21 protein-coding genes are annotated in these 22,024 nt (G+C 71.2%); 11 read left to right on the top strand and 10 right to left on the bottom strand.

Going from position 1 to position 22,024, the window contains the following annotated elements; translation table 11 throughout:
• Positions 1–50: 50 nt before the first annotated feature.
• The 8 genes from N5D62_RS14760 to N5D62_RS14725 are packed head-to-tail and all read left to right on the top strand — an operon-like array spanning position 51 to position 6,781.
• Positions 51–746 (top strand): substrate-binding domain-containing protein, encoded by a 696-nt coding sequence (locus N5D62_RS14760; RefSeq protein WP_279758596.1) that lies wholly within the window; start codon positions 51–53, stop codon positions 744–746.
• Between the two features lie 25 nt (positions 747–771).
• The gene (gene ligK, locus N5D62_RS14755; RefSeq protein WP_279758595.1) at positions 772–1,455 is read left to right on the top strand and encodes a 4-carboxy-4-hydroxy-2-oxoadipate aldolase/oxaloacetate decarboxylase; all 684 of its coding nucleotides are present in this window, start codon (positions 772–774) and stop codon (positions 1,453–1,455) included.
• Positions 1,456–1,495: 40 nt separating this feature from the next.
• Positions 1,496–2,521, top strand: coding sequence for a tripartite tricarboxylate transporter substrate binding protein (locus N5D62_RS14750; RefSeq protein ID WP_279758594.1), 1,026 nt, complete (start codon positions 1,496–1,498; stop codon positions 2,519–2,521).
• 1 nt (position 2,522) lies between these two features.
• The gene (locus N5D62_RS14745) at positions 2,523–3,482 is read left to right on the top strand and encodes an NAD(P)-dependent oxidoreductase (protein WP_279758593.1); all 960 of its coding nucleotides are present in this window, start codon (positions 2,523–2,525) and stop codon (positions 3,480–3,482) included.
• A gap of 20 nt (positions 3,483–3,502) precedes the next feature.
• Complete coding sequence (locus tag N5D62_RS14740) at positions 3,503–4,438, top strand: amidohydrolase family protein (RefSeq protein WP_279758592.1); 936 nt, start codon at positions 3,503–3,505, stop codon at positions 4,436–4,438.
• A 41-nt stretch (positions 4,439–4,479) separates the two neighbouring features.
• On the top strand, positions 4,480–4,953 hold the full coding sequence (gene ligA, locus N5D62_RS14735) for a protocatechuate 4,5-dioxygenase subunit alpha (protein ID WP_279758591.1): 474 nt from the start codon (positions 4,480–4,482) through the stop codon (positions 4,951–4,953).
• A complete protein-coding gene (locus N5D62_RS14730; protein WP_279758590.1) occupies positions 4,950–5,825 on the top strand; it encodes a class III extradiol dioxygenase subunit beta in 876 nt (291 codons plus the stop codon). Before ligA ends, N5D62_RS14730 begins: the two co-directional genes overlap by 4 nt.
• Positions 5,822–6,781, top strand: coding sequence for a Gfo/Idh/MocA family oxidoreductase (locus N5D62_RS14725; protein WP_279758589.1), 960 nt, complete (start codon positions 5,822–5,824; stop codon positions 6,779–6,781). The genes N5D62_RS14730 and N5D62_RS14725 overlap by 4 nt, the downstream gene beginning before the upstream one ends.
• Positions 6,782–6,812: 31 nt before the next feature.
• On the opposite strand, the gene N5D62_RS14720 is transcribed toward N5D62_RS14725, so the two are convergent.
• Positions 6,813–7,514 carry a hypothetical protein gene (locus tag N5D62_RS14720; protein ID WP_279758588.1) on the bottom strand — a complete coding sequence of 234 codons (702 nt, stop codon included), beginning with the start codon at positions 7,512–7,514 and terminating at the stop codon, positions 6,813–6,815.
• A 126-nt stretch (positions 7,515–7,640) separates the two neighbouring features.
• Between N5D62_RS14720 and N5D62_RS14715 the strand changes: the two genes are divergently transcribed.
• Positions 7,641–8,120, top strand: a complete 480-nt coding sequence (locus tag N5D62_RS14715; RefSeq protein WP_279758587.1) for a DUF6484 domain-containing protein — start codon at positions 7,641–7,643, stop codon at positions 8,118–8,120.
• 32 nt (positions 8,121–8,152) lie between these two features.
• Here N5D62_RS14715 and N5D62_RS14710 read toward each other — a convergent pair whose 3' ends face one another.
• From N5D62_RS14710 to N5D62_RS14685, 6 genes are read right to left on the bottom strand one after another with little or no spacing between them, the layout of a single operon-like run.
• Positions 8,153–8,884 (bottom strand): hypothetical protein, encoded by a 732-nt coding sequence (locus tag N5D62_RS14710; RefSeq protein WP_279758586.1) that lies wholly within the window; start codon positions 8,882–8,884, stop codon positions 8,153–8,155.
• Positions 8,881–9,564, bottom strand: a complete 684-nt coding sequence (locus tag N5D62_RS14705) for a hypothetical protein (RefSeq protein ID WP_279758585.1) — start codon at positions 9,562–9,564, stop codon at positions 8,881–8,883. The genes N5D62_RS14710 and N5D62_RS14705 overlap by 4 nt, the downstream gene beginning before the upstream one ends.
• A 35-nt stretch (positions 9,565–9,599) precedes the next feature.
• Positions 9,600–10,586: a DUF4150 domain-containing protein gene (locus N5D62_RS14700; protein ID WP_279758584.1), complete on the bottom strand. Its 987-nt coding sequence runs from the start codon at positions 10,584–10,586 to the stop codon at positions 9,600–9,602.
• A complete protein-coding gene (locus N5D62_RS14695) occupies positions 10,583–11,668 on the bottom strand; it encodes a hypothetical protein (RefSeq protein WP_279758583.1) in 1,086 nt (361 codons plus the stop codon). Before N5D62_RS14695 ends, N5D62_RS14700 begins: the two co-directional genes overlap by 4 nt.
• On the bottom strand, positions 11,665–12,750 hold the full coding sequence (locus N5D62_RS14690; protein ID WP_279758582.1) for a DUF2169 domain-containing protein: 1,086 nt from the start codon (positions 12,748–12,750) through the stop codon (positions 11,665–11,667). Before N5D62_RS14690 ends, N5D62_RS14695 begins: the two co-directional genes overlap by 4 nt.
• A complete protein-coding gene (locus tag N5D62_RS14685) occupies positions 12,738–14,006 on the bottom strand; it encodes a TIGR02270 family protein (protein WP_279758581.1) in 1,269 nt (422 codons plus the stop codon). The genes N5D62_RS14690 and N5D62_RS14685 overlap by 13 nt, the downstream gene beginning before the upstream one ends.
• A 216-nt stretch (positions 14,007–14,222) precedes the next feature.
• Between N5D62_RS14685 and N5D62_RS14680 the strand changes: the two genes are divergently transcribed.
• Together N5D62_RS14680 and N5D62_RS14675 are read left to right on the top strand one after the other, a co-directional pair.
• On the top strand, positions 14,223–16,355 hold the full coding sequence (locus tag N5D62_RS14680; RefSeq protein WP_279758580.1) for a diguanylate cyclase: 2,133 nt from the start codon (positions 14,223–14,225) through the stop codon (positions 16,353–16,355).
• Between the two features lie 55 nt (positions 16,356–16,410).
• Complete coding sequence (locus N5D62_RS14675; RefSeq protein WP_279758579.1) at positions 16,411–16,593, top strand: DUF3606 domain-containing protein; 183 nt, start codon at positions 16,411–16,413, stop codon at positions 16,591–16,593.
• Between the two features lie 4 nt (positions 16,594–16,597).
• On the opposite strand, the gene N5D62_RS14670 is transcribed toward N5D62_RS14675, so the two are convergent.
• Genes N5D62_RS14670 through N5D62_RS14660 form a run of 3 tightly spaced genes read right to left on the bottom strand, consistent with a single transcriptional unit; the run spans position 16,598 to position 21,856 of the window.
• A complete protein-coding gene (locus tag N5D62_RS14670; RefSeq protein WP_279758578.1) occupies positions 16,598–17,869 on the bottom strand; it encodes a CHAT domain-containing protein in 1,272 nt (423 codons plus the stop codon).
• A complete protein-coding gene (locus tag N5D62_RS14665) occupies positions 17,793–21,032 on the bottom strand; it encodes a hypothetical protein (RefSeq protein ID WP_279758577.1) in 3,240 nt (1,079 codons plus the stop codon). Before N5D62_RS14665 ends, N5D62_RS14670 begins: the two co-directional genes overlap by 77 nt.
• A complete protein-coding gene (locus N5D62_RS14660; protein WP_279758576.1) occupies positions 21,029–21,856 on the bottom strand; it encodes a hypothetical protein in 828 nt (275 codons plus the stop codon). The genes N5D62_RS14665 and N5D62_RS14660 overlap by 4 nt, the downstream gene beginning before the upstream one ends.
• Positions 21,857–22,024: the final 168 nt, after the last annotated feature.

Raw genomic sequence — 22,024 nt, 5'->3', positions numbered from 1 at the left:
AATCCGCCGCAATTCGACGCCCTCCTCCCTGGACCCACCCGGACCACCCCGTGATCGCACCCCTCGCCGGCATTTCCTCGATGGCCACCCGCGCGCTGCTGGCGGCGCTGTCCGCCGCCCACACCGCCGCGCACGGCCTGGAGATCCGCTTCGAGTCGATCGGCGGTGTCGACGCCGCCCGCCGCGTCGAGGCCGGCGAGGACCTGGACCTCGTCGTCCTGGCCGAGGACGCGATGCAGCGCCTGCTCGCGGCCGGCCGGCTGCGGCCGGGCTCGCTGCGCGCGATCGCCGATTCGCCGATGGTCGTCGCCGCCCCTGGCGGCCGCACCGCGCCCGCGGTCGACACGGCGGAAGCCTTGCGCGCAGCTCTGCTCGGCGCCGGCGCCATCGGGTACTCCACCGGCCCGAGCGGCCAGGCGCTGCTGAAGCTGCTCGACGGCTGGGGCCTGCGCGAACGCCTCGGCGATCGCCTGCGCCAGTCGCCCGCCGGCGTGCCGGTCGCGACGATGCTCGCCCAGGGCGAGGTCGACCTCGGCTTCCAGCAGCTCAGCGAGCTCCAGGGCCAGGCCGGCGTCGCCGTGCTCGGCCCGATGCCGCCCGGGCTGGAGATCGTCACCCGCTTCACCGCCGGCGTCGCCACGACCAGCGGCGAACCCGCCACCGCCCAGCGCGTCGTGGACGATTTCGCCTCCCCGGCGCACGACGCGCTGCGCCGCCGGCTCGGCCTGTTCGTGCCGAGCGCCTGACCCGCTCCACCAGAAGGAACCCGCCATGTACGAACTCGGCGTCGTCTACCGCACCATCGCCCGCGCCGACCGCGCGGCCGCCGACGCCCTCGGCCGTTTCGGCGCGGCCACCGTGCACGAGGCGATGGGCCGCGTCGGCCTGCTCAAGCCCTACATGCGGCCGATCCAGTCCGGCGTCGCCGTCTCCGGCACCGCCGTCACCGTGCTGCTGCAGCCCGGCGACAACTGGATGCTGCATGTCGCGGCGGAGCAGATCCGGGAAGGCGACCTCGTCGTCGCCGCCGTCACCGCGGAGTGCACCGACGGCTACTTCGGCGACCTGCTCGCGACCTCGTTCAAGGCCCGCGGCGCGCGCGCGCTGATCATCGACGCCGGCGTGCGCGACGTCCGCACCCTCAACGAGATGGGCTTCCCGGTCTGGAGCAAGTGCATCTCCGCCAAGGGCACGATCAAGGCGACACCGGGCTCGGTGAACATCCCGGTCGTCTGCGCCGGCGCGCTGGTGCATCCGGGCGACGTCGTCGTGGCCGACGACGACGGCATCGTCTGCGTCCCCGCCGCGATGGCGTCGAAGACCCTGGAGGCCGCCGCCGCCCGCGAAGCCAACGAGGGCGCCAAGCGCGAGCAGTTCGCCGCGGGCGTGCTCGGCCTGGACCTCTACAAGATGCGCGAGCCGCTGGCCAAGGCCGGACTGCGCTACATCGACTGACCGCTAGAAACCAGAAGTCAGAAACCCGGAGACAACAACGATGACCGCTTCCATTTCCCGCCGTTCGCGCCGGCTGCGCCTGGCGCAAGGCCTGACCCTCGCCGCCGCGTTGCTGGCCGCCGCCCTGCCTCGCCTGGCCGCGGCGCAGGCGGCGCCCGGCGCCGACTGGCCGACCAAGCCCGTGCGCATCATCACGCCCTTCCCGCCCGGCGCGGGCCCGGAGACGGTCGCACGCGTCGTCGCGGAGAAGCTGTCCAAGAAGTGGGGCAAGCCGGTGATCGTCGAGAACAAGCCCGGCGCCAACGGCTTCATCGCGATCGACGCCTTCAAGCGCGGCGCCACCGACGGCCACGACCTGATCCAGCTGGACAACGTCCACCTCGTCGTCTATCCGCACCTGTTCAAGAAGCTGCCCTACGACCCGGTCAAGGACTTCGATCCGATCGCGCCGCTGTTCAAGACCTATTTCTTCGTCGGCGTGCCGGCCAACAGCAAGTACAAGACCGTCGGCGACATCGTGGCCGACGCCAAGGCCCGCCCCGGCGCGCTGAACTACGGGTCCTGGTCGGTGGGCAACCCGGTACACCTGGGCGCCGCGCAGCTCGAGGCGATGACGCACACGCAGATGACGCACGTCGTCTACAAGGAGACGAGCATGCTCTACACCGCCGTGGCCAACGGCGAGCTGAACTTCGCGCTCGGCTCGATGGCCACCGCGGGCCCGCTGCAGCGCGCGGGCAAGATCAAGTTCATCGCCGTCACCGGGCCGAAGCGCCATCCCGCCTTCCCCGACCTGCCCACCGTCAGCGAGTCCGGCGGCCCCGCCGGCTACGAGGTCACCGGCTGGACGACGATCGCCGCGCCGCGCGGCCTGCCCAAGGCGGTGCAGGAAAAGATCCAGCGCGACATCGAGGCCGCGCTGGCCGAGCCCGACATCCGCGAGCGCTACGCCACCTTCGGCTACGACCTCTTCCCCACCACGAAGGAGCAGTACATGACCTTCATCTCGTCCGAGTCGGCCAAGTACGCCGACCTGATCAAGCGGCTCAACATCGCGCTGGACTGACATGAGCGCGGCAGTCCCGGACCCGAAGGACGCGCAGGACCTCAAGGACCTGCGCATCGGCCTGGTCGGTTATGGCGAGGTCGGACGCCTGCTGGCGGAAGACCTGCGTGCCGCCGGCGTCGCCGTCAGCGCCTACGACCTGAAGCTGGAATCGCCGTCCACCGACGCCGACCGGATGCGCGAGCACGCGGTCGAGTTCGGCGTCGAGCTGATGACGTCCGCCACGATGGTCGCGACGCCGGCGGACCTGGTCGTCAGCGCGGTGACCGCGAGCCAGACGGTCGACGCCGCGCGCGCGGCCGCCGCCGGCCTGACACCGGGCACGGTCGTGCTGGACTTCAACTCGGCCTCGCCCAAGGCCAAGCGCGAGGCGGCCGAGGCGGTCCATGCGCGAGGCGGCCGCTATGTCGAAGGCGCGGTGATGACCAGCGTGCCGCCGTACCGCATCAAGGTCCCGCTGCTGCTCGGCGGCCCGCATGCCGCCGCGATCGAGCCGCTGCTCAAGCGGCTGGGCTTCGCGCCGACCGTGGGCAGCGCCGAGCTGGGCGTCGTCAGCGCGACCAAGATGTGCCGCTCGGTGATGATCAAGGGCCTGGAGGCCATGGTCATCGAGAGCCTGACCAGCGCGCGCCATTACGGCGTCGAGGACGCGGTGCTGGCCTCGCTGCGGGAGACCTTCCCCGGCATCGACTGGGAGAAGCAAGCGGCCTACTTCTTCCAGCGCGTGATCCAGCACGGCCGGCGCCGCGGCGAGGAAGTGCGCGAGGTCGCCGAGACCGTCCGAGACGCCGGCCTCACGCCCTGGAGCGCCGAGGGCACCGCCGAGCGCCAGGCCTGGATGGCCGACCTGACCGAGGACGGCGTCTTCGGCGAGCGCGCCGATGCCGGCTTCGGCCGCAGTCCGGACTGGCGCACCGAGGCTGACCGGCTGCTCGCGCACCTCGCGCGCCCCAAGACCTGATCTCGACCAAGGACCCCGCGATGACGCTTCCCACCACCGGCGGTTTCGACAAGACGCCGGGCTGGCTCGACTGGTACCAGGATCCCTCGGTGCCCCGCTTCCAGCTGCCCGACGGCGCGGTCGACGCGCACTGCCATGTCTTCGGCCCGGGCGCCGAGTTCCCCTACGCGCCCGAGCGCAAGTACACGCCCTGCGACGCGGGCAAGGACCAGCTCTTCGCGCTGCGCGACCGGCTGGGCTTCAGCCGCAACGTGATCGTCCAGGCGACCTGCCATGGCGACGACAACCGCGCGATGGTCGATGCCTGCCGGGCCTCCGGCGGCCGGGCCCGTGGCGTGGCCACGGTGCGGCGCGCGGTGACGGACCGGGAGCTCGAGGCCTTGCACGAGGCCGGCGTGCGCGGCGTGCGCTTCAACTTCGTCAAGCGGCTGGTCGACTTCACGCCGCGCGACGAGCTGATGGAGATCGCGCATCGCGTCAAGGCGCTGGGCTGGCATGTCGTCCTCTACTTCGAGGCGCCGGACCTGCCCGAGCTGTGGGACTTCTTCAGCGCGCTGCCAACCACGGTGGTCGTCGACCACATGGGACGGCCGGACGTGACGAAGCCGGTCGACGGCCCGGAGTTCGCGCTGTTCCTGCGCTTCCTGCGCGAGCACCCGTTCGTCTGGAGCAAGGTGACCTGCCCGGAGCGGCTGTCGGTCGCCGGGCCGCCCGCGCTGGCCGGCGAGCGCGAGCCCTACCGCGACGTCGTCCCCTTCGCGCGGCGCGTCGTCGAGGATTTCCCGGACCGCGTGCTGTGGGGCACCGACTGGCCGCATCCCAACCTGAAGGACCACATGCCCGACGACGGGCTGCTGGTCGACGTGATCCCGCGCATCGCGCCGACCGAGGCGCTGCGCCAGCGCCTGCTGGTGGACAACCCGATGCGGCTGTACTGGCCGGAGGCCATCCGCTGATGCGTGGCACCGACACCCCGAGGAGACCGCAGGAGACCCCCATGCCGCTCGACAAGCCCTACCGGGACATTCCCGGCACCACGATCTTCGATGCCGACCAGGCGCGCAAGGGGTACTGGCTGAACCAGTTCTGCATGTCGCTGATGAAGGCGGAGAACCGCGCGCGCTTCAAGGCCGACGAGCGCGCCTACCTCGACGAATGGCCGATGACCGCCGCGCAGAAGGAGGCCGTGCTGGCACGCGACCTGAACCAGTGCATCCGGCTGGGCGGCAACATCTACTTCCTGGCCAAGATCGGCGCGACCGACGGGCGCAGCTACCAGCAGATGGCCGCCGGCATGACCGGCATGAGCGAAGGCGACTACCGCGACATGATGCTGGCCGGCGGCCGCCGTCCGGACGGCACGCCCCGCCGCGCGCCGGTGACGCCGCAGGCGGCCGCGGACGCGACCGGCGCCACGGCCGGCGACACCCGGCAGGACACGCGACACGACACGAAAGGACCGCGCCGATGAGCACGCATGCGCGCATCAGCGCTTCCGTCTACACCTCCCACGTGCCGGCGATCGGCGTGGCGATGGACCAGGGCCGCACGGCCGAGCCGTACTGGGCGCCGCTGTTCGCCGGTTATGCGCCGTCGCGGCGCTGGATGGCCGAGCACCGGCCCGACGCGATCGTGCTGGTCTACAACGACCATGCCAACGCCTTCAGCCTGGACATGATCCCGACCTTCGCGCTGGGCACCGCCGACCGCTACGAGCCGGCCGACGAGGGCTGGGGGCCGCGCGCGGTGCCGCCGGTAACCGGCCACGGCGAGCTGGCCGCGCACCTGGCGCAGAGCGTGATCCAGCAGGACTTCGACCTGACGCTGATCAACCGCATGACGGTCGACCATGGCCTGACGGTGCCGCTGTCGCTGCTGTTCGGCGAGCAGCCCGTCGACGCGCCGACCTGGCCGGTGCCGGTGATCCCGCTGGCGGTCAACGTCGTGCAGTACCCGGTGCCGTCGGGGCGGCGCTGCCTGCAGCTGGGCCAGGCGATCCGGCGCGCGGTCGAGTCCTTCGACCAGCCGCTGAACGTGCAGGTCTGGGGCACCGGCGGCATGAGCCACCAGTTGCAGGGCCCGCGCGCCGGGCTGATCAACCGCGAGTGGGACAACGCCTTCGTCGACCGCCTGATCGCCGACCCGCGCGGCCTGTCCGAGCTGCCGCACCTGGACTACGTCCGGGAGGCCGGGTCCGAGGGCATCGAGCTGGTCATGTGGCTGATCGCGCGCGGCGCGATGGGCGACCTGGCCGGCGGCCCGGCCCCGCGCGTGGCGCACCGCTTCTATCACGTGCCCGCGTCCAACACGGCGGTGGGCCATCTCATCCTCGAGGACGCATGAACGCACCCCTTCGCATCGCGCTGGCCGGGGCCGGCGCCTTCGGCCAGAAACACCTGGACGCGCTGCGGCTGATCGACGGCGTCGAGGTCGTGTCGCTGATCAGCCGGGACCTGGGCAAGACCCGCGAGACGGCGGCGAAGTACGGCATCGCGCACGCCGGCACCGAGCTCGACGAGGCGCTGCGGCACGACGACGTCGACGCGGTGATCCTGTGCACGCCGACGCAGCTCCACGCGAGCCAGGCGCTGGCCTGCCTGGACGCCGGCAAGCACGTGCAGGTGGAGATCCCGCTGTGCGACGTGCTGGCCGACGGCGAGGCGGTGGCGCGGCGCCAGCGCGAGACCGGGCTGGTGGCGATGTGCGGCCACACGCGGCGCTTCAACCCGAGCCATCAATGGGTGCACCGGCGCATCGCGGCCGGCGATCTGCGTATCCAGCAGATGGATGTGCAGACCTATTTCTTCCGGCGGACCAACATGAACGCGCTGGGCGAGCCGCGCAGCTGGACCGACCACCTGCTGTGGCACCACGCGGCGCACACGGTGGACCTGTTCGCGTACCAATGCGGCAGCCCGGTGGTGCAGGCCAACGCGCTGCAGGGGCCGGTGCATCCCGAGCTGGGCATCGCGATGGACATGAGCCTGCAGCTCAAGGCGGCGAACGGCGCGATCTGCACGCTCTCGCTGTCGTTCAACAACGACGGGCCGCTGGGGACCTTCTTCCGCTACATCGGGGACACGGGCACCTACGTCGCGCGCTACGACGACCTGATGACCGGCAAGGACGAGAGGATCGACGTCAGCCAGGTGGACGTGTCGATGAACGGCATCGAGCTGCAGGACCGCGAATTCGTCGCGGCGATCCGCGAGGGCCGCGAGCCCAACGCGAGCGTGGCGCAGGTGCTGCCGTGTTATCGGGTGCTGGAGGGGTTGGAGAGGCAGTTGGGCCGCGGTTGATCGCCCGATCGGCGAGGCGTTTCAGCGCGCCTCAGCCCAGCTGGTAAGGCGTGCCGGCAAAGCCCGCGGCCACCAGTTCCTCCGGCGTGCGCAGGTAGCGATTCGAGGCTGGCTCGATGCCGCGCAGGAAGGCCGACAGCTGCTCCGGCGCGGCCTCCTTGCCGAACTCGGCCGTCGTGTCCACGGCTTCGCGGGGCACGGGCTCGCCCTTGACGTCGGTATCGACCCTCGGATAGATCGCGTTCAGGCGCGCGATCGACGCCTTCACCCAGACGTCGAACGGCTTGGTGTCCGGCACGACATGCCGCGCCAGTTGATAGAGGTAGACGGTCTTGCCGAACAGGTTCTTCGCGGAAGGCGTGTTGTAGGACCGGAGCGCGCTTTCGAGCAGGTCCTTCGTCGCCAGCAGGACACCGTCCACCGGGCCGCTGCGCTCGGCGAACTCGTACTCCGTGGGGATCTTGACGTAGCGCGCGTCGAGCTGCGCGACCCAGGCCGCCTCGATCATCTGCAACGGCGCGCCGAAGTCGCTCCGGCCCTCGAGCCGCCAGACGACCCATTCGGCCAAGCCGGCCGCGAATGCCAGGCAAGCCCTGGCGCTCATCGTCACGAGTTGCTTGGCGAGCTTCTCGTTCTCCTTGTTGAAGTCGGCCGTGCCGCGCCATTCATAACCGATCGCCTGATCGGCGGCGCCGGATTGCCGGATGTACGCGGGAGAGGTGAGCGTGGGCATGGTGATCCAAGGGAAAGGGGTTGAAGTTGGCGACACGTTCCGGCGTGCCACCGCCGCGTGACTTTGGTCGCTATTGCCCTCGGGCGGCTGCCAGTACCGTGACCCGGTACTACCAAAGGCAAGCATATGAGCGGCAGAGAGCCTTTCGAAACGGGCTGGACCCCAGCGGCGGCGGTCTCCGGCCTGGCTGTCCAGGTGGGTGAACTGGTCGCCCTGGCGGATCAAGGCGCCACGCCCATGGTGATCGATCCGAGCCTGCCGCTCGGATCGGCCTTGCGTGCCCGGAGCGTCGTCGACCTGCACGCCGACCACATCGGCACGAAGGTCCTTCTGGCCTTCGAAGGGGGCGATCCTGCCAAGCCCATCGTGATCGGCGTCCTGCGGGGCCAGGAGGCCTGGCCGCTCAGGGAGCGGCCGGATGAGGTGCAGGTGGACGCCGATGGTCAACGCCTGGTCGTCAGCGCGCAGAAGGAGATGGTCCTGCGCTGCGGCAAGGCCAGCATCACGTTGACCCGGACCGGCGAAGTGTTCATTGAAGGCAGCTACGTCTCGACCCGCTCGACCGGCGTGAACCGCATCCGCGGTGGGTCGGTGCAGTTGAACTGACGCGTCGACCGGCGTCTCCGCGGCTGGCGCGCCTACCACTCCCAGCGGGCCTGCCGATCCTCCGCCAGGCTGAAGCGATAGGGCGTCCGCTTGAAGCCCTGCGCCACCATGACCTCCGGCGAGTTCATGAACGGGTTCTGCCTGCCCTCCAGTCCGCGGATGAACTCGGCGAGCAGCGCCTCCGCGTCGTCCAGTCGCGCGTCATGCGCCGGATCGGCGAACTGCCAGGGCACGGGATCTCCCAGCGAATCGCCCTTCTTGAACGGATAGAGCGCCACGAACCGGTCGATGATCCGGTCTCGCCAGGCCAGGTAGGGCGTGGCATCGGGCAGCACGTGCTCGATCAGCTTCGACAGCCGGCAGGCGCTCCACTCCGGGTTGCCTTCGACGTCGGCCTGCCGCAAGGCGAACTTGACCCGGCGAATCGCGGTCCCCATCGGCCCTCGGACCGGTCCCCGCCATTGATCGGTATCGACGTCGAAGTGCGTCGAGTAGTGGAAGTCGCAGAGCTGGGCCCAGGCGGCTTCCAGATACTGGCGCGGCAAGGTGTCGCTCGCCAGGCCGGAGAACCGATGGATCAGCCACTCGCTGGCCCCGATCGTGAAGGCGGCCACCGCGCGTTGCGACATCGCGGCCAGACGTGCCTGCAGCGCCTCATCGACCGGCATGTCCACCGCCTCGACGTTCCAGTCATCCCATCGGAAGCGGATCTCCGGCGTGCCGATGCCCTCGATCCGGACGTACGAAGGAATGGGCAGCGTCATGGCGTCGGCGAGCCGTTCGCGGGCCAGCGATAGGGTTCTCCTTCGAAGCCGTCGGCCTTCATCTCGTCAGGCTTGCCCAGGTACGGATTGGCTTGCCAGTCCAGCGATGCCAGGTAGGCGGCAATCCTTTCGCCGTCCCGTGGCTCGGAATTGGCATAGGTCGGATTGACGATGTCGCGCGGCAGTGCGTGACCAAGTCTGGCCGAGTAGTCCTTGGGATCCCGCTCGATCAACCGGTCGATGGTGACGCGGCGCCAGGACTTGAATGCGTCCGGCACGCCGCAGACGCGAAGCGCCACCTCGGAGATCGAGACCGGATGGTGGATGAAGGGCTTGTCGTCCCGGGCATCCGCGAAGGCCTCCTCGAGGCAGAAGAACGACGCGGCGAGCGGCCCGGCGATCTCGCGGTCGAAAGTCTCCTCCCAGGGAAAGTCGATGAAGGCATCGAGATAGCGCCAGTCGACGAGGCCCGCCCAGGCGGCATCCAGGAACTGGAACGTCCGGTCGTCGGGCAGCGCCTTGTGCAGGCGCCACAGCGTCCATTCCAGCGCGCCGAGGGAGAACGCCAGCGCCGCGCGGGCCGACATCTCACCGATCCTGTGCGCGATGCGAGGCTGGTGGAACAGGACTTCCTCGCTGGTCTGGTGCGTCCAGGGGTAGTCCGGCGGCGTGAACGGCACGCCAGCTTCCGCGATATGGGGAGGGGGTCGACGATTCATTTGTGTTTGGTCCAGCGCTTGGACTGCCACTTGTGGGATTGGGAGCCGTCCTTGTGGTTGACGGTGTGGCAAGGGGCCTTCTGCTTCTTCATATTGTCAGGCGGCCCGTTGCACAGGTAGATCTCGACATCGCAGCTGGCTGCCGCATCGCATAACGACCCCATGCAGGCGCCGCACGGACTGTCCGACAGGGCGCCGTCGGTGTTCCAGTTGATCCGCATGGTGATCGATCCGCCACCGCTCATGCCCTCGCCGCTGGCCTTGTGCAGGATCTTGCATTCGCAATGATCGCGATTGCCCTGCGAATTGGAGTTGTGCGCCTTGCCGTCGCAGGGGTGGTTGGCTTCTCCATGCGGCTTGGCGTACCCGGCGGCCTTGCCGGAGTGAATGATCTGCGCATTGTCCGGCTGGACCGCCTTGTAGAACGCTCCCCCGGAAGTCTTGCTGTTCACCAGCGCGACGTTGCCGGGGATCTCCTTGTCGACGAAATCGTCGGTGACCGCCTGCCGCGCCATCTTCTCCAGCTCCACGCACTCGGCGTCCCCGCCTGGCGCGGCCATGCTCGCGATGTCGATGCCAGGCACCGAACCCGGGTTGGAGTGGTTCTGCGTGGTCATGTCCATGTGCCGGATCACGTTCTGACCCTCGATGCGCACGTCCATGGACCAGGCCGCGTGCTTGAGCGGACCCTGGATGTTGTGGCTGATCACGCTCATGCCGAACGACTTCGTCGCGGCCTCGTCGCCGGTGCTCTTCTTGTAGGTGGAGACGTTCTTCAGCCCGACCTCGCCGCCGCCGATCTTCACGCTGCGGGATCCCCCGTCGGTGTCGCTCGCCTGCGCGGTGTTGGGATACGGGATGGGAATCGGACCGGCCGGCGGGCCGGGGGGCGACAGGCAGACGTCCGGCATGGAGCAGATCGCCTTGTTGTCGTCCTTCTTCGCCGAGATCTCGCGGCCGTTGGCGTAAACCTTCCTGCTCATCTCGGACTCCCGGCCGGAAGGTGACCCGCCAGTCGGCGAAAGCGCGTGACGACGCAGGCCCTGGCACCGTCGTCGTTGGACAAGGTGCACAACGCGGTCGATCCGACGCCGTAGTCCCTCTGCCCCGCATGCAGCGCCACGGCCAGCAGCAGCGGGCCGATCGCCGCGCCCACTTCACCGACGTGCTCGACGGGATGCCACAGCTCGTTGAGCAGAGGCCGGGGGTGACGCTCGTAGCGCAGCATCGCGAACGTCATCTCCTTGAAGCGATCGTGCTCGCCATTCAGGTCGGAGATGCGGAAATGCGACTCCTGCATCGACAGGCCGCTCGCCTGGAGCGCTTGTCCGATCGCCTCGATCAGCCCGTCGCCGCGCAGGGGCACCTCCGAATCCGGCGTCGCGGGCTCGTGGCCGGAGCCCCACCCGAGGATCTGGAGCTCGTCGGCGAAACCGTGGCCCTCGCGGCCGACGAGCACGGCGGACGCCGCCTCTCCCGGCGAGAAGCCGTTGGAGTTGTCCCCGCTGAGAATGCGCCGGCGGCTCAACAGCTCGTCGACGAGCTTCGGTTCGATGAGGCTGTCGACGCCGGCGATCACGCAGTACGGCTCGGCACTGTCCGACAGCCACTGCCGGGCCGCGACCAGCGCCGAGACCGTGGCCGCCCGGTCCGCCGGGAACAGGCGACTGTCGGGATGCAGCGGCAGACCCAGCTTGAAGCCGATCTCTTCCAGCAGCCGCTCGTCCAGCCGCGCCTGGAGATGGGGGCGATCGGGGCGCGGCAAGACAAGGAACAGCGGGATGCGCCTGGCCTCGGTCCGCGTGGCGTCCGTCGCGGCCTTGAGACATTCGCCGATGGCCGGCGCCACCAGGTCGGCCAGCTTGCCGGCGCCGGGCCACCACTGCGGCAGGTCGACCTTGCCCGCCGCCACGTACTCGCCGGCGGAGGCATCCCAGAGGTTGGTGAGCCGCACGTGACGGACGCCGGCCCGCATGGCCGCGAGGCTCGCCGGGCCGTTGAAGCCGAGGCAGGTCACCAGGCCGCTGGCCAGGACGGAGAGCGCCGGCAGGGTCGACGCGCTCATGATCGGCGGCTCCTGACCAGATCGGCCAGGCTCCTGTAGTAGGGCTTGTTGCCAAGACGGCGTGCGCGGAACCACGCGGCGGTGGGTTCGCCCGCGATGACCTGGCGCAGGTCGAAGCAACTGCGGCGCATCGTCTGGCTGGCCCGGTAGGTCATCGTGAAGCGCCCCTCGTCAGGTTCGATGACGAGCGTGTCGATCACGGCGGCCATGAGTTGCTCGCGACCCTTGTGCGGCACGAAGCGCACCGGCATCGGCATCCTCGGCAACGCGAACGCGACATGACCATCCGGCGTGAGGTGGCGCAGCGTCACCACCTCGCCGCCGACGGGATGGGCGATCTGCTGGTCCTGCGGCGCCGACTGGAAGTAGCGATCGTCGAAATCGGCGGGCCAGAACGGCGCGCGACGATCTCGCCAGGCGTCGTCATAGGTGCCCGCCAGCGCAGCCCGGGGCGACCAGCTCCGGCCGATCGGACCGAAGGACATCGGCCGGTAGCGGCCGTCGGTCTCGGTCACGGGAGCGTCGAGCTCCTCGGTGACCGGCATCGGCGTGCCGTCGATGCCGTGCTGGTACGGCCGGTAGCCGAGGCCCACCGGGTTGGTCCGGTAGGCCTTGACCGGTCTGGAGTCCTCGGCGGAATCGGTGCCGCCATAGGCGTTGTCGTAGCTGATCGCCGCGCGGGTGAACGCCTCCGGCTGGCCCGGCGTGATGCCGAGCACCCCTCGGCGCCATTGCCGCGGCCCGGTCACGATGAAGGCCTTGCTCATCGTCGACACGCCGACACCGACGACGACGCGCGAAGTGCCCTGCCCTGCCGCGTAGGCGCTGCCGTGGATCAGCACGTCGCATCGGGGCTTGCGATGCGCGAAGTCCACTTCCCTCACCGGCGCGCTCCAGCCGGGATCGCCGCTGAACTCGTCGGATTCGATCAGCGGCACCTGCACCGCGGAGAGCATCGGCGCCTCGCCGGCGCGCGGAATGTCGAAGGTCGCCTTGATGGCGACCACGATCAACTCGCGACCCTCGCGATCGAAACCCAGGGTCCATCCGGCCTGCACGCCGGTTTCGTTCACGAACTCCATGGCGCCATCCGTTTCCTTTGCAGACGTCCGCGCGCGCGGACGTCGAACAGCACCGTGGACGGTTCCAGCAGCGACAGCTCGAGTGCCGCGGCGGCCCGATCGCGCTGACGGCCCTGCTTCAGGACACGCCGGGCCTGGGCTGCCGACACCGGTTGCCCGCACAGATGGCGCTGTCCGGGATGAAACTCATCCCGGTGCTGGTCCCACCAGGCCTTGAGCTTGTCCACGTCCGGCCAGGGCAGGCTGTCCTGGTGACGAGGCGGCATCGCCGCGATGTCGTCGTCCACCGCGTCGGACGCCTGCGCGTCGTCGGCGGCCTGCGCGTCATCGATGTCCGGGGCGTCCTTCGACAGGTCGTCCCGGTCGAGATCGACGCCGGTGATCCCGCTGAATGCCTCGCCGGCGACGCGCGCCACGGCCGGATCGTTCATCTGGCCCAGCAACCACGGCAGCGCCTGCGGGTCGCCGATGACGCCGGTGGCGCCGATCACCAGCGCTCGCGCGAACGGCGCCCCGGCCAGCCGGCGCGCCAGCTCCCGACCTCGTTCAAGGGAAAGCACGCGCAGGCTCAGTTCGATCGCCCCCCAGGCGACCGCCGGGTGCTCGCAGAATGGAATCAGGGCGGCGAGACCATCGGCATCGTGGAGCAAGGTCAACGACCAGGCGGCCCGGAACCGGCAGAGATCGTCAGCGTCCCGGAGGAGCGCACGCAGCGCCCCGATCGCACCTTCCAGGCGGCATTCACCGGCCGCTCGGGCACCGGCGGCGCGGACGTGCGCGTCCCGGTCGGCGAGGGCATCGAGCACCTCGGCGACGGTCGTGCTCCGGCACAGACGCGACGCGTCCATGGCGACGCGGCGGGCTTGCGGGGAAGACGACGTCAGCAGGCGGTCGCGCCAGCGCCGCGAAGCGGCATCGTCCTGCCACGCCAGGGCGCTCGCCAGCGGCCGACGGCCGTCCGGCAAGCCGCTGGCGGCCGCGAACGCGTCACGGACCCGATCTGGCTCATCGCCCTGGAACGCCAGCGCGCCCACCATGAAGACAGTCCCGGCGTCCAGTGTCGCCAGGGCCCTTCGGGCATGTCGCGCGCCGGCGCCGGCATCCACCTGCAGACCCTCCAGATGCGCCTGCACACGGTCATCCAGGCGCACGAGCGCGTCGAGCGTGTAGTGGGCAGCCTGGACGGCGTGATCGCGCGACGCCCAGAGGAAGGGAGCTTCCTCGGCGTGCATCGCCAGCACGGCCTCGTTGGTCATGGCCGTGACTTCCCATGGCCTGAATCCAATGGCCCTGTCCATCCGCAGTGATTCCCCTGATCACCCGGTGCTCGACGGTCTTGTCCGTCGAAGGCCCAGGCGTGTTGGTCGTGTCTGGCAGGCACGGTAGGTGACCACCACCGGTGGCAGCCAGTGAACAAAGTCACGAGCTTGTATGTCCCGGTTACGATGGCCGCTTCGCCCGCGCGCCCTCCGATGGAACGTCCCTCCTCCTACGCCCCCCGACCGTTGACCCGGCTGGCCCTGTGGCTGGCGGCGGGCAACCTCGTCATCGCCGGGGCGATCGTCGCGGCCACCTGGCTGGCGTTGCAGGCCGGGCGCGAGTCCGACCTGACCCGCGCCCGCGAGACCACCGAGAACCTGGCCGCCAGCCTCAGCATCGAGATCGGCGCCGAACTCAAGCAGGTCGACAACGCGCTGGCCACGCTGGCGCTCCAGTACCGCCGCACCCCCGGCAGCCCCGAGCAGCTCAAGCGCGCGATGGAACGCGCCCTGGCCGACCAGCGCAGCCTGCTGCCGCAGGTCGACGCGATCCGCATGACCGACGCGCGGGGCCAGGTCATCTACGGCCTGGCCGGCGAGGAGAACTCGGTCAACGTCGGCGACCGCGACTACTTCCAGCGCGCCCGCAACAGCGACGCCGCCGTCATCTCCGAACCGCTGTTCGGCCGCGTGCTGCGCAAATGGGCCATCGTCGTGGCCCGCCGGCTCGAGACCGAGGACGGCGTCTTCGCCGGCGTCGTCTACACGTCGATGTCGACCGAGCACTTCATCGAGAGCTTCAAGGGCCTGACCATCGGCGCCGAGGGCGCGATCTCGCTGCGCACCCGCAGCCAGCGCCTGATCGCGCGCTACTCGGCGGCGGAACCGCACTCGATCCGCGGCGTCGGCGACGTGATCGTGTCCGAGGACCTGATGCGCAAGATGGCGACCAACCCGCAGCAGGGCTGGTACATGACCAAGACCAAGCTCGACAACATCGAGCGCATCACCTGCTACCGCCAGGTGCGCGGCTACCCGCTGACGATCTTCACCGGCGCCAGCACCGCCGACTTCCTCGCCGCCTGGCGCGGCGAGGCGCTGCAGCAGAGCGCGCTGGCCGGCCTGGTGATCCTGACGGTGCTGGGCTGCTCGGCGCTGGTGTTCCTGCAGCAGCGCCGCGACCGGCGCGCCGCCGCGGGCCTGCAGCGGCTGGCGCTGGAACAGGCGCTGATGCTCGACAACGACATGGTCGGCATGATGCGGCTGCGCGACCGCACCGTGGTCTGGAAGAACCGCGCGCTGGCCTCGCTGTTCGGCTACGCGCCCGGCGAGCTGATCGGCCAGCCGACCCGCCAGCTCTACCTGGACGACACCACCTTCCGCGAGGTCGGCGAGGCCGCCTACCCGGCCATCGAGTCCGGCCGCCGCTACCGCCGCCAGCTGCGCATGCGGCGCAAGGACGGCACGCCGGTGTGGATCGACCTGAGCGGCGCGTCGGTGTCGGCCCAGGAGTCGCTGTGGATGATGGTCGACATCACCGCGCTCAAGGAAAGCGAAGCCACCGCGCAGCACCTGGCCGTGCACGACGCGCTGACCGGCCTGCCCAACCGCGTGCGCTTCACCGAGCGGCTGGCCGGCGCGCTCACGCTGCTGGGCGAGCGCGTCGGGCTGGTGGCCGTGTGCTGGGTCGACCTGGACGGCTTCAAGGACCTGAACGACGAGTTCGGCCACGAGGCCGGCGACGTCGTGCTGCGCGTCGTGGCCCAGCGGCTGCTCGGCGGCGTGCGCAACCACGACCTGGTCGCCCGCATGGGCAGCGACGAGTTCGCGATCCTGCTCGGCGCGCTGCGGGCCGAGCACGAGGCCGAGCCGGCGCTGCGCCGCATGCTGGAGGCCGTCGCGGAACCGGTCCGGCTGCCCGACGGCGCCCATGCCAGCATCACCGCCAGCATCGGCATCGCGTTTGCCCCGCACCATGGCCGCCAGTCCGAGTCGCTGATGCGCCTGGCCGAGACGGCGATGACCATGGCCAAGCGCGCCGGCAAGCGGCGTTTCGTCTCGGCCACCAGCATCCCGGGGAACGCCATGAACGCCACGAACGCGCCGTCCACCTCCGTCGGGTCCGACGCGCCCACGCCCGTCGACGCGATCGACACGCCCTCCGGCCCCGCGCCGGCGCCCGGCACCGAGGGCGCCCGCCCCGCCCCGCCCCGGCCGCACGACCCGGGTCCGCCGGCCGTGCCCGACCATTCGTTCGACGAATCGGTCGCCGGGGAGGAAGATCCCGGGGCGACGCTCGACGGCGAGGACAGCAGCCGCGTGCCGCCGTCGCGCAAGCCGGCCTGAGGCGACGCGCCCCTGGCGCGAACGGCCGGGACCCGATGACATCAGGGAGATCGTCATGACCGAGGAAACGTCCAGCCCGCACAGCAGCGACCGGCACCGCGTCAACGTGCAGGACGACTACGAACTGCGCTACTGGGGCGAGCGCTTCGGCGTGTCGCCGGAGCTGCTGCGGCACGCGGTCGACGCCGTCGGCACCAGCGCCAAGTCCGTCGAGGAATGGCTGCAGGCGCATCGCTGAGGCGTCAGCGCCAGTCCCCCGTCACGACGAAGGGGGCCCACAGGCGCATCGGCGCGAAGGGCCGCATCGCGTAGTCCGGCGGCGCCAGCGGATCGCCGACGTCGGCCAGCAGGGCCAGGTAGTGGCGCGCCTGGGCGTGCTCGGCGGGCGCGAGGTCCTCGTCGGTGTCCGCCAGCAGCCGTCGCAGCGTGGCGCCAGCCGCCGGCAGGTCGCCCGCCCGCACCTGCTCGACGGCGATGTGCCGGAGCAGCCGCGCCCGCCGGTCCTGCGGCAGCTCCGCGGCCAGCGCCGCCTCGGCCATCGCCACGACGTCCGCGACCGTGAGCCCGCGCAGCCAGTGCTGCGCGCTTGCGAGGGCATCGGCCAGCGGCTGCGTGGCCATGTCTCGGTGGCATCGCTGCATCAGCAGTTGCGTGGCGGTGTCGTCGACGCGCCAGATGCCCGCCACCACGGCCCCCGCCCCCGCCGCGAGCAAGGCCCGCGGCATGCCGAAGACCTCGGTGCGTGTGGGGCCGTCCGCGACCGCCAGGTCGCAGGCGCTCAGGAACGCGCGCGTGCCGGCCAGCGCGGCCCCGCCGAGCGCGGTCACCGTCAGCCGGCCGTCGTCGGACGGATCCTCCGGCGCCAGCAACAGCGCCGAACGGGTGCTGTCGACCTCGTCCACGTCGCCATGGCAGGCGAAGTGCAGCAGCGCCGGCGCCTGGCCCGCGAGCGCCGCGGCCACCGCGCCGAGCGTGGCCTCGCCCCCGAGCAACGGCGTCACGCCCAGCGCCTCGGCGATCGCGCGCGCCTCGTCGCGTCCGCGCGGCAGGTCCCCGGTCGGATCGCCGATCACCAGCGCGGCGCCGTCGGGCCGCGCCTGCGACAGGCAGCGCACCAGCACCGTCGCGTTGGGCGCCTGCGAGATCACGTTGCGCGCTCCCCAGGGCCGGCCATCGGCCAGCGGCAAGGCATGCCAGGGCACGCGCGAGGCCGGCGCCGTCGTGCACAGCACCACGCGATCGCCCGGCGCGATGTCCGCCAGCAGCGGATCGACGACCGCCGCGGCCAGCGCGCGCCCCAGCCCGTCATCGAGCATGTCGGGCAGGTTCGGATCCGCGGCCAGCTCGTCCAGCGACGGCAGTTCGTCGGGCAACTGGATCGAGGCCGACAGCCGTGGCTCGGGGTCGTCCGAGGCGACCCGCAGGATCGCCAAGGTCCTACCGAACACCAGCATCTGCACGAACACGCAGCGCGGCCCATCGGCGCTCGCCGTCGCGAGCGCCTGCGACAGCATCGCGGGCGTGGTCTCCGTCGGCGCGGCGGCCGCGCCGGCGCCGGTCGCGTTCGCGCTGGAGCCGGGTCCGTTCCGTCTCGCACAGCGTCAGGTAGTGGTCGATCGACTCGGACCGCACGCGCGCACGGTCCGGCGCGCCGGGTTCAGGATCCGGCGCGGAGGCCGGCTCGCGCTCGAAGAGCGACAGCTTGGGGTCCAGGTCGCGCAGCCGCGCCAGCGCGACCGTGTCGCGATAGTCCGGCCCCAGCCGCTCCAGGCCGCGGCGCAGCCGGCGCAACAAGGCGTCCATGCGGTCGAGCCGGTCGATCTGCCCGTCCAGCGCCAGGTCCTGCTCGCCCGGCGTCTCGGAGCGATGCAGCCGCAGTTCCTCCCAGGAGCGGGCACGCAGCGATTCGACGGCCGCGAACACCTCGTGCGGGCGCTTCGACATCACGAGCACGCGCAGCACCAGGTCGATCTGCTCGCCATGCTCGCCGGCCAGCTGCTGCCGGTCCTCGATGCGCGCGAACGCGTCGCGCATGCGGAAGAAGGCCGCCAGCACCTCGCGCGCATGGCCGACCGCCAGGTCGAGCCGTTCGAGCATCGCCTGGATCCGCATCGCCAGCGATTCGATGATCAGCGCGAAGCGGTCCGAGGCCCGGGGCTTGGCCAGCACCGGCGCCAGCAGCTCGAGCGCGCGCCCGGGCCGATCCTGCCGGGCATGCAGCTCCGCGAGGTTGAACAGCAGGCCGTCGCGGTGTGCCTCGTCCTCGGCGGTCCGGGCCAGCATCGCCTCGAACCAGTCGATCGCCTCCGGCTCGCGATCCTGCGCCATCAGCAGGGTGCCCCGGAAGAAGTCCAGCTTGACGCCCAGGAGGTCCTGCGCCAGCGGGCGCGCCTTGTCGATGACGGCCAGGGCCCGCGCGTGCTCGCCGGCCTCGCGCAGCAGGATGGCGATGTTCTCGGCGCCGGGCAGCACCCGCGCCACCACGCCCGCGTCGCCCTCGAGCAGCTCGCGCTCCAGCGGTTCGATGACCGCCAGCGCATCGCGGGCACGTCCCAGCCGCGACAGCAGTTCGGCCTTCATGATCGTCCGGTTCACCGCGTAGGCCGTCGCCGCGATCGTCTGGACATGCATGAACTCCATGTCCAGCGTCCGCACGGGAGCGAGCGATCCCGCGTGTTCGTCCTGCATCTGCTCGACCACGGGCCGCAGGGCCGGCGAGAGCGGCCGGTAGCAGACCCGGTCGAAGCCGCGGTCATAGGCGGCGAGGTGGTCGCCGGCCTCCTCCAGCTCATGCAGGCGGATCAGGTTGTCCGCGATCCACAGGTGGCAGGTCATCGCCAGCGTCAGCAGGCCCTCGGCCCGCAGGCGCGCCTGCACCTCGGTCAGCTGGGTCGCGGCCTCCCGGTGGCGCTTGCGCACGCCCCGCCATTTGGTGTCGCGCAGGTCCCGCAGAGCCTGGGCGACCGCGGGCGAGACCGCCGTCGCGCCCCACGGCGCCCGCGTGAGTTCCGTGATCAGGCCCAGCCACAACGGCTCGCAGGCGAGGCGGTCCACCAGCCACAGCCAGGCGAGCCGGATCTCGGCGTCCTGGGGGTCCAGCACCGCCGCGGTGCCGATGTCCTTCAGCGCGTCGTGCAGGTCCTCGGGCATGGACGGACGATCCGCGTCGGGGAACGATTCGGCGCAGCAGCGGGCCAGGCCCCGCCGGAACAGCGCGAGCGCATCCGACGGTTCCGCCTCGGGGATCTCCTCGAGCAGCGCGAGCGCCTCGGCCCGCTGCCCGCTGCCGGGGATGGCCAACAGGCAGCCCAGCGCCTTGCGCACGCCCTCGTGGCCGGGCATCGCGGCTCGCATCTCGCGCAGCAACGCTTCGACGTCCTCGGCGTGCTCGCCCAGACGGACCGCGCGCTCGAGCTGCCGCAGCGCCTCGTCGGTCCGGCCGAGATCCCAACGCCAGCGCGCGCCCAGCGCCAGGAACCCGGCGGCATCGAGGCCCTCCTCGATGAGGGCGTCCAAGCCCTGCAGCGCCGCCTCGTGCTCGCCCTGCTCCCACTGCAGCAGCGACATCCGGCTGCGTCCCGCCAGGCGCGCGGGCTCGTCCTCGTCCCGCATCAGATCCTCGGCCTGGCGCCGGGCCAGATCGGGCCGGTCATGCGTGCGCATCTGGTCCAGCACGATGACCCGCATCGTGAGGATCTGTTCCCGCAACGTGCGCCGCTCCTTGCCCTTGCCGGAGAAGCGCCGGCGGTCGACGGGCGCGACCCGGTCGTCCTCGAGCACCATCCGCGCGCATACCGGCAGCGCGCGCCGGGCGGCGGCATCCGCCTCGTCGAGCCGGCCTTCGTCCGCCAGCGCGCTGGCGTGATGCAGCGCGTAGAGCGCGTCGCCGGGCACGAGCGAGACCGCGAGCGCGAACGCCTCCGCGGCGCCCGTCGCGCCCGGGATCGCCGTCAGGGTCGAGCCGAGGTTGAACGCATCCATCCCGCTGGCCTCCCCCGTGTCCACGAGTCGCCGCAGCGCGTCGCGCGCCAGCTCGTGCTGCCCGAGCCGCATGTGCACGATGGCCGAGAGCCGCGTCGGCTCGGGCAGGTCGGCCAGCCGCCGCGCGGCCGTCGTGAGCCGCAGGACCGCCGCGGGATCCCGTTCCGCGTAGTAGCCGGACCGGGCGGCCCCATAGAGATGGTTCGCCATGACCTTGCGCGCCGACGTGGGGAAGACCTCCTCGGGTTCGGCGGCGATCTCGGCGCACCGGATCGCCAGGGCATCCGCGGTGGCGTCGATGCGGGCCCGGTCGCCCCGGTCCAGCGCCTCGTCCAGCCGCCACCATTGCACATGCGCGGCGATCATCGCGTGCCCGTCGCGCAGCGCGAGTTGCTCCAGCTCGGACAACGCCGTCTCGACACGGGCGTCGCCCGCGGGCAGCTGGCGCAGCCAGTCGAAGGTCAGGTTGGCGTAGCGCGCCAGGTGCTCGGGCTCCTGCGGCGCGGTCACCCGCAGCACCGCATGGGCCAGTTCCTGCAGCTCCGGCGTCTCGGCGGCCGCCGCCAGCAAGGCATCGATGAACGCCAGGCGGCGGTAGCCCGGCACCAGCCGCACCAGCCGATCCCGCTCCGCCGGCGGCGTCTTCACCAGCCGGGTGAGCAGCGCGACGAGATCCCCGCCGTCCTCGACCGTCACGCCGGCACCGTCTCGACGTTCAGGGTGAATTCGCGCCGGGGCGACTGCCAGTGCCGCGTGCCCAGCAAGCCGCCGAACAGGCCCTGCCGCCGCACCCAGGTGTCGACCTCGAAGGTCAGCGTGCGCGTGCCGCGGGGCACCAGCAAGGTGTGCATCAGGCGGTGATAGCGGTCGATGCGCCGGCCCTGGCGGTAAAGGTTCCAGCGCACGCCCCCGCTGCCGACCGGCCCGGCCTGCACCTCGACGGCCGACCATTCCAGCTGCAGCGACAGCGCGAACCCCTGCCGCGTGCTGGCGCCGCCGGCCAGCCCGGCGGCCAGCGGCAGCGCCGGCCCGGCGCCGGCCTCGGGCACGCCGGCCACCATGCGGCCATGGACGTCCAGGTCGATCGCCAGCGTCTGGTTGACCTCGATGGCCTTGATCACCCGGTCCGAGGGTTCGAAGGACACCGTGCGCGCCGCGTCGCAGTCCTTGGGCACCGCCGAGTACCCCATCCCCCAGATCTCCTGCGGACGGGCGCCCTCGGCATGGAAGGGCGTGAGGCCATGGAGCACGATCAGCGCCTCGTGCTCGCCGACGGTCGCCTGGATCTCCGGCGGCATCGGCGCGCCGCTGAGCTGCAGCAGCTTGGCCAGGGACAGCGCCCGGGGCGCTTCCGGCTCCAGGTCGTAGGGGGCGGCCGGGGTGTCGGACGCCGGCTTCACCGCCCCGTGCCGGTCCCCCTGCAGGCCCATCGCCTCATGCAGCCGGTCCCGCGCGCGGAGCGCGTCGTTCCATCGCGTCATCGCCGGATCGTCCACCGGCACGCCTTGCGGATCGGTCATCGGAACTCCCTCCTGGTGTTCGTGTCGTTCTTCGGCGGGCTCGGGGCCCGAGGCGATCTTGCGCGATCGCGGTCACCGCGGACCATCCCCAGATCCTCAACCCGGGGGATGACACCGACGCGGCAGGCGCCCGATCGTCCGCCATTCGCCCAATCCGGGCCTCGACGC

The organism is Mitsuaria sp. GD03876 (genome assembly GCF_029840635.1).
GTDB lineage: Bacteria > Pseudomonadota > Gammaproteobacteria > Burkholderiales > Burkholderiaceae_C > Roseateles.
Note: the sequence above shows the minus strand (reverse complement) of the source record. Positions and strands in the feature narration are given on the sequence as shown.